This is a genomic window from Colwellia sp. M166, assembly GCF_024585285.1.
In the GTDB taxonomy this organism is placed as follows: domain Bacteria; phylum Pseudomonadota; class Gammaproteobacteria; order Enterobacterales; family Alteromonadaceae; genus Cognaticolwellia.
The window spans coordinates 501821-514766 of record NZ_CP040755.1 but is presented as its reverse complement, the minus strand read 5'-3'; the positions used below and the strand labels follow the sequence as shown (position 1 = coordinate 514766).

General features: G+C 38.7%; 11 protein-coding genes. 9 read left to right on the top strand and 2 right to left on the bottom strand.

The features are described from left to right. Positions 1-314 precede the first annotated feature (314 nt). From FGD67_RS02395 to FGD67_RS02365, 7 genes are all read left to right on the top strand, one after another. Positions 315-848: a pseudouridine synthase gene (locus tag FGD67_RS02395; RefSeq protein ID WP_257175051.1), complete on the top strand. Its 534-nt coding sequence runs from the start codon at positions 315-317 to the stop codon at positions 846-848. Beyond that, positions 841-1365, top strand: coding sequence for an NUDIX hydrolase (locus FGD67_RS02390; RefSeq protein WP_257173532.1), 525 nt, complete (start codon positions 841-843; stop codon positions 1363-1365). The genes FGD67_RS02395 and FGD67_RS02390 overlap by 8 nt, the downstream gene beginning before the upstream one ends. Before the next feature lie 64 nt (positions 1366-1429). Further along, on the top strand, positions 1430-2575 hold the full coding sequence (gene mnmA / locus FGD67_RS02385) for a tRNA 2-thiouridine(34) synthase MnmA (RefSeq protein WP_257173531.1): 1146 nt from the start codon (positions 1430-1432) through the stop codon (positions 2573-2575). A gap of 12 nt (positions 2576-2587) precedes the next feature. Then, on the top strand, positions 2588-3211 hold the full coding sequence (hflD, locus tag FGD67_RS02380; protein WP_257173530.1) for a high frequency lysogenization protein HflD: 624 nt from the start codon (positions 2588-2590) through the stop codon (positions 3209-3211). A 21-nt stretch (positions 3212-3232) separates the two neighbouring features. Continuing rightward, positions 3233-4603, top strand: a complete 1371-nt coding sequence (purB, locus tag FGD67_RS02375; protein WP_257173529.1) for an adenylosuccinate lyase — start codon at positions 3233-3235, stop codon at positions 4601-4603. 150 nt (positions 4604-4753) lie between these two features. After that, positions 4754-5908, top strand: a complete 1155-nt coding sequence (locus FGD67_RS02370; RefSeq protein WP_257173528.1) for a cupin domain-containing protein — start codon at positions 4754-4756, stop codon at positions 5906-5908. A gap of 5 nt (positions 5909-5913) precedes the next feature. Next, on the top strand, positions 5914-6375 hold the full coding sequence (locus FGD67_RS02365; protein WP_257173527.1) for a GNAT family N-acetyltransferase: 462 nt from the start codon (positions 5914-5916) through the stop codon (positions 6373-6375). 25 nt (positions 6376-6400) lie between these two features. Here FGD67_RS02365 and FGD67_RS02360 read toward each other — a convergent pair whose 3' ends face one another. Beyond that, positions 6401-6811 (bottom strand): DUF4826 family protein, encoded by a 411-nt coding sequence (locus tag FGD67_RS02360; protein WP_257173526.1) that lies wholly within the window; start codon positions 6809-6811, stop codon positions 6401-6403. Positions 6812-7017: 206 nt separating this feature from the next. Here FGD67_RS02360 and FGD67_RS02355 point away from each other — a divergent pair, with 206 nt between their 5' ends. Together FGD67_RS02355 and FGD67_RS02350 are read left to right on the top strand one after the other, a co-directional pair. Continuing rightward, entirely contained in the window at positions 7018-8058 is a 1041-nt protein-coding gene (locus FGD67_RS02355) for a Glu/Leu/Phe/Val dehydrogenase dimerization domain-containing protein (RefSeq protein ID WP_257173525.1), read from the top strand. Positions 8059-8216: 158 nt separating this feature from the next. Then, positions 8217-9536 (top strand): IS4 family transposase, encoded by a 1320-nt coding sequence (locus FGD67_RS02350; RefSeq protein WP_373567779.1) that lies wholly within the window; start codon positions 8217-8219, stop codon positions 9534-9536. Between the two features lie 81 nt (positions 9537-9617). Here FGD67_RS02350 and FGD67_RS02345 read toward each other — a convergent pair whose 3' ends face one another. After that, positions 9618-12692 carry an FAD-binding and (Fe-S)-binding domain-containing protein gene (locus FGD67_RS02345; protein WP_257173524.1) on the bottom strand — a complete coding sequence of 1025 codons (3075 nt, stop codon included), beginning with the start codon at positions 12690-12692 and terminating at the stop codon, positions 9618-9620. Between the last annotated feature and the right edge of the window lie 254 nt (positions 12693-12946).

Here is a 12946-nt window from a genome sequence, read left to right as displayed (position 1 = left end):
TTCGTCATATAAACAATCGCACTAAATGTATGAAAATATAGCTTACATTTACTCAATTATTGACCCGCTAACCAGGCGCTAAGTTATACAATTAATCAATTCGTTTGATATAGTGTAAATAACTATTCATTTTATCGATAAAAAAAATTTTCGCGCGCATAGTATCGGAATTCAAAGCGTATTAAAATAGGTGAATTAATGCTAGCTCATTTTCCACAAGGCAAAAATCAGTGACAATTAAACAAAATCAATTATTTACAGGTAAAAACAGGCATAAAGCCTCAAAGGTACGACCAGTTAATTTCAAAGCAGAAATAGTACTTTTTAATAAACCCTTTGATGTTTTAAGCCAATTTACTGATGATCAAAATCGACAAACCTTAAAAGATTTTATTGATATAAAAGACGTTTATGCTGCCGGACGCTTAGACCGAGATAGTGAAGGACTCTTACTATTAACTAATGATGGTAAACTACAACATAAATTGGCTAACCCAAGTCAAAAAACCGATAAAACCTATTGGGCACAAGTTGAAGGTACCGCCACCGATATCGCTATTAATGCACTTTGCCAAGGGGTGGAATTAAAAGATGGTTTGACCAAGCCAGCAACAGTTCGCATTATTGATGAACCTAAAGTATGGCCGCGTACTCCACCTATCCGTGAACGTGCAGCAATTCCCACAACTTGGTTAGAAATTACAATTCAAGAAGGCAGAAATCGACAAGTTAGGCGTATGACCGCACATGTTGGACTTCCAACGCTTAGGTTAATTCGTTACCGTATCGGAAAATGGACTATCGATGGAATAGATAATGGTGACTATAAACGGTTAAGTCATGTCTAAAATAACAATTAAACCAAATAACAACATTTCACGAGTATATGATGAAACCCCAACTGAACCACACGGGAGTGAGCAATTCAAACCCAATACCACCGTGGCCGCTATTGTCTGTTATCAAGATAAGTTTTTATTAGTCGAAGAGTTGGAACATGGTGCTACTGTCTATAACCAACCTGCGGGTCATTTAGAAAGCAATGAAAATTTAGTCCATGCAATAGAACGAGAGCTAAAAGAAGAAACTGGGCTCTCGTTATCACCAGAGTATCTCTGCGGCATTTACTATTATTATCGAGCATCAATAAACCTCTACTATTTAAGATTTTGTTTCGTTATTGAACTTGATGACTTTTTACCAACACAACCACAAGATGAGGAAATTATCGCTTGTCACTGGTTAACCTTGGCTGAAATTAAAGCAAAGTCAGTACAATTGCGTAGTCCATTGGTATTAGAATGTATAGAAGATTACCTTAGTGGAAAAAAAATCCCGTTAAGTCACCTAAAATCTAATCTTTAATCTATCATCACGCTAAATGACCATGCTATAATTTTGCGCCTTTTTCCATTGAAATGTAGTTGTAATGACCTCGAGCGAACATGTAAATTTAAACTCAATAGAGCCAAACGAAAAATTACCACAAGATACGAAAGTGATTGTTGGTATGTCGGGTGGTGTTGATTCTTCTGTTTCTGCCTATTTATTACAAGAGCAAGGCTATCAAGTCGAAGGCTTGTTCATGAAAAATTGGGAAGAAGATGACAATGATGAGTACTGTGCCGCAGCTGAAGACTTAGCTGATGCGCAAAATGTTTGTGACAAATTGGGCATTACACTCCATACCATCAACTTTGCCACTGAATACTGGGATAATGTCTTTGAATACTTTCTTGCTGAGTACAAAGCTGGCAGAACACCTAATCCTGATATTATGTGTAATAAGGAAATTAAATTTAAAGCTTTTCTAGAATTTGCTTGTGAAGACTTAGGTGCTGATTACATTGCCACCGGTCATTATGTACAACGTAAGTTTGCCGATGGTAAATGGCAAATGCACCGAGGCTTAGACAGTAATAAAGATCAAAGCTACTTTCTTTATACCCTAAGTCATGAACAAGTGGGTAAAACACTTTTTCCGGTTGGTGATATTGAAAAACCAGCAGTCAGAGCAATTGCTGAAAAAGCCGACTTAGTTACTCATAACAAAAAAGATAGTACCGGTATTTGTTTTATTGGCGAACGCAAATTTAAAGACTTTCTGGGGAAGTATTTACCAGCACAACCGGGCGTTATTGAAACCCCAGAAGGTGAAGCCATTGGTGAACATGATGGTTTGATGTACCACACCTTAGGTCAACGCAAAGGCTTGCGTATTGGTGGCCTTGCTAATGCCGGTGAAGCGCCATGGTATGTGGTTGACAAAGACCTGACGCGTAACGTGTTAATTGTTGGTCAAGGCCATGACCATCCTCGCTTATTTTCTAAGGGTTTAGTAGCAAATCAATTACATTTAGTTGCTCGAGTTGAGCTTACAAGCCCAATAGCTTGTACGGTTAAAACCCGTTATCGACAAGAAGATGTCACTTGTAATTTATCACCCATGGCCAACGGTGAATATTTAGTGATGTTCACCGAGCCGCAAAGCTCAGTTACGCCCGGACAATCAGTGGTGTTTTATCAAGATAATATTTGCCTAGGTGGCGGTATTATCAATTCCCTTATTCGCTAACATAAGGCATACATGAATAATTTAGAAAAACAAACCATTACCATGGCTGCGGTTTGTCAAGCTGCAGCTTTAGTACAAAAAATTGCCCGTACGGGCTCAATAGATGAGTCCGATCTTGCTGTGATGCTAAAGAGTATTATGGTCACTTCGCCTGAGAGTATTTTAGAGGTTTATAGCAATGAACTTGCGCATCTAAAGTTAGGGTTGGAAGCGTTAATCGAACAATTAGGCAGTCAAACCAAAGCAAAAGATCCAGAATTAACCCGTTATGTGGTTAGTTTATTGGGTCTTGAACGTCGCTTAGCGAGTAAGAAAAACCAATTATCACAATTAGGTGAGCGTATTGAACAAAGCCAACGCCAGCTTGCCCATTACGATATTACCAGTGACACCCTTATTGCTAGCTTGGCAAGCATTTACAGTGACTTACTCAGCCCTATTGGCACGCCTATCCAAGTTGCCGGTGAACCGGCTTTACTTAAGCAGCAAGGTAATCAACATAAAATTCGTGCTTTGCTATTAGCCGGTATTCGTTCAAGCGTACTATGGCGACAAGTTGGCGGCAAACGTAGAAATATTTTATTTGGACGCGCAAAAATAGTCGCGTGTGCTCAACAATTACTTAAAGAAATTTAAATATAACTTCAGGAAATTACTATGGAACTTTCAGCATTAACTGCAATATCGCCGGTTGACGGCCGTTACGGCAGTAAAGTTAAATCATTGCGCCCTATTTTCAGCGAATTTGGCTTAATTAAATACCGTGTAACGGTTGAAGTACGTTGGTTACAAAAATTAGCCGCCACTGCCGAAATTAACGAAGTTCCAGCGTTTTCTTCGCAAGCTAATGTTTTATTAGATGCGATAGTTGCTGATTTTTCTGAAGCTGATGCACAAGCAATTAAAGATATTGAAGCAACAACTAACCATGATGTTAAAGCCGTTGAGTACTTTCTAAAGAAAAAAATTGCTGATAATGCCGAGTTAAATGCTATTACCGAGTTCATTCATTTTGCTTGTACCTCTGAAGACATTAACAACCTTTCTCACGGCTTAATGTTATCTGATTGTCGTGAAAAAGTGCTTATGCCAATGATTGATGACATTCTGAACGACATTAAAGCCTTAGCCGTTGAATATCAAAATATCCCTATGATGTGTCGTACTCATGGCCAACCGGCTTCTCCAAGTACGCTTGGTAAAGAAATGGCGAATGTATACATTCGTTTAAAACGTCAACGTGAGCAAATTGCACAAGTTGAAATGTTGGGTAAAATCAATGGCGCTGTTGGTAACTACAATGCACATTTATCTGCATATCCTGAAGTTGACTGGCACAATTTTGCGAATGAGTTCGTCAACTCATTAGGTTTAAGCTTTAACGCATTTACCACGCAAATTGAACCACATGATTATATTGCTGAACTATTTGATGCCATTGCGCGTTTCAACACCATTTTAATTGATTTTGATCGTGATGTTTGGGGCTATATTGCTCTAGGTCACTTTAAACAAAAAACCATTGCTGGTGAAATTGGCTCTTCTACTATGCCACATAAAGTTAACCCAATTGATTTTGAAAATTCTGAAGGTAACTTAGGTATTGCTAATGCCCTATTCACGCATTTAGCACAAAAACTACCTATTTCTCGCTGGCAGCGTGATTTGACTGACTCTACGGTTTTACGTAACTTAGGTGTTGGCTTTGCTCACGCTATGATAGCTTACCAAGCAACACGTAAAGGTATCAGCAAGTTACAAGTTAACGAAGCTAACTTAGCTGCTGAGCTTGACTCAAACTGGGAAGTGCTTGCTGAGCCTATTCAAACCGTTATGCGTCGTTACGGTATCGAGAAGCCATACGAAAAATTAAAAGAGCTAACACGTGGCAAACGTGTTAATGGCGACTCAATGCGTGAGTTCATCATGACTTTGGAATTACCAGAAGCCGCAAAAACGCAACTTTGTGAAATGACACCCGCTTCTTATATTGGTCGCGCGGTATCATTCATTAATGAACTAGACTAGTTATTGGTTAGCAGCTCAGTTTTATAATGCTTAAAAAGGGATCCGTAATGGCTCCCTTTTTTGCTTTTTAACTAAGCGCTAGCTGAATTATAATCACCAACTATTAGTCGTATCGCCAACAAACAAGTTGCCACACGACAAGGCAAAAATATGAATATAGCAACATTAAATTGGGGTGACTTAAGCCCTGAAAAATTTCTTGCACAATATTGGCAAAAAAAACCACTATTAATTAAGCAAGCCTTTAAGAACTTCAAAGATACCATTCCCGCTGACGAGCTTGCAGGTTTAGCGATGGAAGCAGAAATAGAGTCACGTATTGTTAGCGTAAATAACCATGGCAATTGGCAAGTAGATCATGGACCCTTTGAGGATTTTTCTCAATATGGTGAAGCAAACTGGACTTTACTGGTACAAGCAGTAAATAACTGGTCGCGCCCTACTAATGCTTTGTTAACACCATTTGCCTTTATTCCCCGTTGGCGCATTGATGATGTTATGGTGAGCTTTTCAACGCCTAATGGCGGGGTTGGTGCACATTTAGATCAATACGATGTATTTATTATTCAAGGCAGTGGCAAAAGAAGATGGCAGGTTGGCGCACCTAATAATGACTTATCAACCTTACTACCACACCCAGATCTAAAGCAGGTATCGGCATTTGAACCTTTGATTGATGAAATCACGGAAGCGGGTGATTTACTTTATATTCCACCCAATCATCCACACAATGGTGTATCACTAGAGAACTCAGTTAATTTTTCAATTGGTTTTCAAGCACCTTCAAGCCAAGAGTTATGGTCAAGCTTTGCTGATAAGTTGATTGATAATAACCTAGGTGAGCAACGCTTCGGTGACGCTACACGTAAAGTAGCAAGCTCGAGCACATTAATTAGTAATAGCGATCAACAGCAATTAAAAATCTTTATGCTAGAGCAACTAGAAAATACTGAATTGTTTGAGCAGTTTATTGGACAATATCTAACACAAAGTCATCATGCGTTAGAATTGCTGATGCCGGTCAACGATATCGATGAAGAAAAACTTGCTGATATTTTATCTGAACCAGAAATACTCTTTATGCCAGTTTCAGGCCTAAAAGCAGCCATTATTACCGAGTCACAAACAACATTATTCCTAAATGGTGATAGTTTTCCTATAGATAATCAAAGCTTACCTTTAGCTCAGTTGTTAGCCGGGCAAACGCCTTTGACTACTAGCCAAGTAAAAAGTTTCAATAGTTGTTTGAAAAACACGCAATTATTGACTAGTGTTTTAAATAAGGGTTATTGGTATATTGAATAAAATAGATGTCTTACACGGTCAGTCGAGTAAAATGGGAGCAAGCAGCTCCCTTACTTAAAAATATCAGAGAACAGGTTTTTGTTTGTGAATGGCGCATTCCAAAGCATATTGAGTTTGATCGAAAAGATCACTTTGCTTGTCATGTTTTAGCTTGTCATGATAAAACACAAGAGCCAATAGGTACTGGCCGCATTCTCTCTAGTGGTGAAATTAGCCGTATAGCGGTGCTAAAGTTTTGCCGTAAAGATCAGGTAGATAAAGCTATCTTACAAGCGCTTCTTAAAATAGCACGTGAAATGGCTTTAAAAGAAATTTTTATTTATAGCCCTTTAGAAGCTATTGAGTATTTTCGAAAGTTTAATTTTAATAGCTCTGGTGCGGTCTTTATGGAAGCGGGCATGCCAAAACAAAAAATGACTTGCCCGTTAAATGAAGCCGGTGTGGCAAAGTATTATTTAAGCCACTAAATAACCCAATTCAAATTAAATGCTTTTACTTAGCCTCTTGCCAAAGTTCATCTTTATCATAAAGCTGATAAAGACCATCTGCTCGACCAATTAAAAACTCAGCAAACTGCTTTTGTTCTTTATCATCTAAACGCAAAAGATTTTCTGCTTGTAGCTGCCATTTAAAAGAAAAGTGCCTAACCACATCGCGTGCTGACTCGCCTTTGTCTAAAGCAATATGATCTGTTGGTAAGTCACCCGATACCACCCAAACCTTAGTTTTATCCAACAAGTTTATTTTCCATAAAGCCATAACTGGTACTAAATAGCGACTTTCCGTTTCAGCAACACTCTCTGTGACTAAGCCTTTCTCCGCGAGGTATTTAGTTGCTTTGAGGTACTGCTCGCGTATCCATATTTGTTTTTGTTCTTCCGTCATTTCTAGTTTATCAGTCATATTTATGGTCTTTTTGTTAATGATTGTAATGGGATGTTAACAATGGAAAGTTTGTATGAATTAATTCACAGCAAAATTCAAATTTATTTATAGCTTCACTAGCGAAGCCCTGACCTAAATGGTATTGTGCGCAGCGAATTATTACAACCTTAGTTCAAGAATAATTTATCATTGAACTAATTCTAAAATCATTGGAGATTACGATAGTGTCCGTTTTCGATTTAGTAGATTTTGACAACCACGAGCAAGTTGTTTATTGCAGTGACGATGCTTCAGGGCTAAAAGCCATCATCGCGGTGCACAGCACAGCATTAGGTCCAGCAGCTGGCGGATGTCGCTTTTGGGATTATGTAAGTGATGAAGCAGCTTTAAAAGATGTTTTACGTTTATCAAAAGGCATGACTTACAAAAATGCCATGGCGGGTTTAAAGCTAGGTGGTGGTAAAGGCGTAATTATTGGCGATCCTAAAAAGCTAAAATCAGAAGTGCTATTTAAAGCTTTTGGTCAGGCTGTTAATAATTTAAATGGTCGCTATTACACCGCAGAAGATGTCAATATCACCACAGCAGATATGGCCATTGTTAATCAAAGCACAGCCTTTGTTTCTGGTCTTGAAGGAAAAAGTGGCAACCCTGGACCATTTACTGCGTTAGGTACGTTTCTAGGTATTAAAGCTGCTGTTAAATTTAAGCTAAAGAAAGATGACTTATCAGGTATTAAAGTTGCTGTGCAAGGTCTAGGTAGTGTGGGTTATTCTCTTTGTGAAAAACTTCATGCTGCTGGCGCTGAGTTATTCGTCACAGATATTAACCAAGCTACGTTGGATAAAGCCGCAGCTGAGCTTAATGCAACGGTAGTAGGTTTAGACGAAATATATGCTCAAGATGTAGATGTATTCTCACCATGTGCCCTAGGTGCAGCGATTAATGATGATACAATTCCTCAATTAAAAGCAACTATTGTTGCCGGTTGTGCAAATAATCAATTAGCGGAAGCTCGACATGATAAAGTGCTATTAGAAAAAGGCATATTATACGCGCCAGACTACGTAATTAACGCCGGTGGCATTATTAACGTCGCGTTAGAGATTTATCCAGAACCTTATTGTGCTGAAAGTGCAACTAAGCTGGTCGAAAATATCTACAATACCTTAATCACTGTTTTTGAAACAGCCGCAGCTAATAATATGCCTACTGGTTTTATTGCTGACGAAATGGCACGTAATATTATCGCTAAAGGTGCTTAAGCATACGCTTAATGTAACATCACTGACACTTAAGTGATGATATTACCTAATAAAAAAGCACCTAAGGTGTAATGCCGATCAGTTAAGATAACGATCGGTTGACCGATCCAAAAGATCATGCAAAATCCGTAGTTAGGTAACTAACTACGGATTTTTTTGTGAATATTGAACAAGCACTACAGACGACACTTGAAGAAAGTAACCGATACCATACCTTCGAAAAACTATCAGAAATCCTTTCTCCTGAAATCATTGAACAAGGCTTTGAAAAGGCTGGCATTGCTACGGTTCGCAAACGTAGGCTACCACTGGAAGCGGTTTTATGGTCAGTGATTGGTATGGCTTTATTTAGAAAAGAGTCTGTTTGGAATATTGCCACTAAGTTAGACATCATGTTACCTGGCAAGAGTCAGCTTGTTGCTCCCAGTGCTATGGTTCAAGCCAGACAACGCTTAGGCGATGATTCGGTTAAACAAGTCTTCAATAAATCTGCACAAGCAATGTATAAACAACACGAATTTGAAACATGGAATGGTTTGAACCTATTGGCTGTGGACGGTGTGGTCTGGCGAACACCTGACACCCCAGATAATCGTAAAGCATTTTCTTCTGGCAGCAACCAATATGGTGACACAGCCTTTCCACAAATCCGTATGGTCTGCCATATGGAGCTTACCAGTCATCAACTACTCAGTAGTGAGTTTGATAATTACAAAACGAATGAAATGAAGCTAGCTGAGCGTTTGATTGAACGCACACCTGATAACTCTCTTACTATGTTTGATAAAGGATATTATTCACTTGGGATGCTTAATCGTTGGCACCAAACGGGGAGTGATCGACATTGGTTGATCCCAGCAAGACCGGACTTACAGTATGAAATTATCACATCGGTTGGTAAAAATGACCATATCATTGCATTGAAAACAACAAAGCATGCACAAAAGAATTTTCCAGATGTACCTGAAATCATTAACGCCAGATTAATCAGTAAAACAATAAAGGGTAAAAGCTATCGCATATTAACGTCAATGACAGATAGATTGCGGTTTCCTGGCAACGAAATTGTTGAGTTATACTGCCATCGATGGGAGATAGAACTCGGGTTTAGGGAAATAAAACAAACGATGCTTAATAGTGCATACCATTTGAGAAGTAAGCGTCCTGATATGGTTCGCCAGGAGCTATGGGGCGTATTACTCGCCTATAATTTAATACGAAGAATTATGACGATGGCGGCGAAAGAAACAGGTATATGGCCAAATCAGCTGAGTTTCTCGAGTAGTTCGATGGCAGTGGTTCAGTATTTTTCGTCAATATCAATAATGAGCCCCGGTAATATTCCTATGCATTGGGATCATTTACTTAAAACCCTGCTCTTATTCAAACTTCCGACGAGGCGGGAAGATAGAAAATATCCCCGCTGGGTGAAACCCAAACCATCTAAATACCCTCATAAAAAGAAAAATGCCAGTTAGCTTAACTGACTGGCATTAACCTAAGGTGCTTTTTTATTATTAACAATTATCTCTGCACAATTTTTAATCGTATGCCATCAACTATATCGCGTTCAATAACGCTTGAACTGGATGTAGGGTTACTTTGTTATCTAAGCGTTTAATTTGGCTTCGACAAGAATAGCCAGTAACCAATATTTGCTCTGTTGCTAAATTAGCCACTTTATCTTGCCAGCTCATTTGATAAAGTGCTTTAGAATTATCTAAATTAACTTTTTCATGACCATACGTGCCCGCCATCCCACAACAACCAACAGCGACACATGATAGCGATAATCCAAAGTGTTGGAATATACGTTGCCACTGTCCTTCACTACCCGCTAAAGCTGTTTTTTCCGTGCAATGGGCAAAGAGTTTATAATCAATAATATTTTCGCGTTTAGCCGCGTTAGCAACCGTGCTGTTATTTTGATGATCGATAATCGTTATCAACCATTCATGCGCTAACTGCACTTCAAATTCGCCACGATTATCGCCTAGCACTTGCTTATATTCGTCTCTAAAGCATAACGCCAGTGATGCATCTAAACCCACCATAGGCATATTTAATTGATATACTTGATTCAAAAAATCAGCCGTTGACTTCGCGGTTTTAGCAAATTTAGCTAAAAAACCCTTCACATGCTGAGGCTTACCATTGGGCTTAAAAGGTAACAATATAGGTTGAAATCCAAGCTTGCTGACTAATAGCATAAAATCTTCAACCACTTTTGCGTCATAAAATGAAGTAAATGGGTCTTGAACAATTAGCAGTGATTTGGCACGTTCATCACTAGGCATAGCTTTCAGTTGAGATAAATCAAATGTAGAAAATTGATGTACAGTTGTTCTCTGTTCTAATGTCGGAATAGATAATAGCGGTGTATCGACATAACCAATACTTGCCCGTGATAATTTATCGTAGATATTTGATGATAAAACGCCATTAACTATTTTCGGTGCTTTTGCCATGATAGGTGTCATCGACTCAACATTTGCCACCAAGTGATCTTTTAACGGTCTAAAATATCGTGAGTGATAAAGGTTAATAAAACGCGCTCTAAAATCTGGTACATCGACTTTAATCGGGCATTGACTTGCACAAGCTTTACAGGCTAAACAACCTTGCATTGCTTCCATGACTTCATGAGAAAAGTCATCATCTTGCTTAACATTAAATTGACTGTTAAAACGGTTTTTTACTTTATCTAATAAACGTTTAACTGACCAATTTTGTATGTTTTGCTCGAGCGCTAATACATCAACACCTTTAGCCTCTACTAAGCGCAACCACTCGCGCATCAAGCCAGCTCGACCTTTCGGCGAATGTCGGCGGTCACGCGTAACCTTGCTTGAGGGACACATAGGACTGTTTACATCATAATTAAAACATAAACCATTGCCGTTACAATCAAGTGCAGAGTTAAAAGATTTTTTTACCGTTATTGGAATTTGTCGATCATAAAAACCGCGTTTTTTATCATCAACAGAAACTAACTTTTCAGTCGAATGATAAGGTGTACATATTTTTCCAGGATTCATTTTATTAAGAGGGTCAAAAGCGGCTTTAATCTTTCTTAATTCAGTAAATAACGTCGCACCAAAAAATTCTGGGCCATATTCACTGCGATAACCTTTACCGTGTTCCCCCCACATTAAACCGCCATATTTTGCCGTTAGTGCCACCACCTTATCTGAAATTTTTCTTAGCAAAATTTCCTGCTCAGGATCGCACATATCTAATGCTGGGCGAACATGTAAGACACCTGCATCAACATGACCAAACATACCGTAATGCAAACCATGCCCATCAAGTAATGCTCTAAACTCAACAATAAAATCGGCTAAGTTTTCTGGTGGTACTGCCGTATCTTCAGCAAATGCTAACGGCTTTTGACTGCCCTTAGTATTACCCAGTAAACCTACCGCTTTTTTACGCATAGTATACAACTTGCCGATACTCGCTAAATCAGAGGTAACTTGATAACCAATGACGCCGGTTTTATTGGCAATATCTTTATCAAGCTCGGCACATAACGCTGTTACTTGTTTTGCAACACTTGCAACACTATCACCGTTGTATTCCACCATATTGATACCATCCATGGTGGCACCATCAACGTCTTGCAACATATCGCTAACTAATTGCCAAACAATATCTTGCTTGGCTAAATTTAAAACTTTGCTGTCAATGGTTTCAACTGATGTTGCTTTAGCTTCGACTAAACGCGGTGAGTGTCGCAGTGCGGAATCAAAACTGTCATATTTAATATTAATCAGGGTTTTAGCATTAGCAATTGCGGTTAAATTTAACTTTGCTTCACAAACAAAGGCCAATGAGCCCTCAGAGCCAGTAATTATACGGCTTAAGTCAACAATAGATAAATCATCATTAAAAACGTTTTCTAAGTCATAACCAGTCAAAAAGCGATTTAAACGCGGAAATTTTTCCAAGATCAGTGCTCGATTATCATGACAAGAACTTAACACTTGCTGCATTAATTTTGCAACGGTTGTTGTTTGTTTTGCTAATTCTTGTGCTGCCGCCATTGGCATAGGCGATGTTGCGAGTAACTCACCATTTGCTAAGACACTTTCAAGCCCTAAAACATGATCAGAGGTTTTGCCATAAACTAAAGAGCCTTGCCCAGATGCATCGGTGTTGATCATGCCACCTATGGTAGCGCGGTTACTTGTTGATAAATCAGGTGAAAAGAAAAAACCATAAGGCTTTAAATAATCGTTTAATTGATCCTTTATTACCCCTGCTTCAACTCGAACCCAATTTTCTGCAACATTTATCTCTAAGATACGATTCATGTATTTTGATAAATCAACCACAATGCCGGGGGTCAAACTTTGGCCATTAGTACCGGTACCGCCACCTCGCGCGCTAAACTTTATTTCGTTAAATTGCGCTTCACTACCTAAAGTGCTAATAATTTGAATATCTTGTTTACTACGAGGATGCAGCACTAATTGTGGTAGCTGCTGGTAAATACTATTGTCAGTTGCATGTGCTAAACGCGCACCATATTGGAAATTAATATCACCGGTAAAACTTTTTGTCGCCAAAATTTTGGCAAACTCTTGATATAAAGGAGAAACTAACTCTTGAGGGCTTAAGCGAGGTAACATGAATAACAATTCTTTAACAACATAATGTGAGCAATATTATATACCCAAACTACTCCAAGATGCGAGTTTCAGTACGCTTAAGCAAGCATAAATTAACGCTTATTTTTATCCGCTGTTATGCAATTAACATAAAAGCTTTTTACTCAGATATGGTCAATAGAACCCGCTTAGATGACACTTGGCAAAAAATAGACCTAGATTATGTGTTGGGCATAAAAAAGCCTAGGTCGTTTATATCGTTTTGATAATAAAGT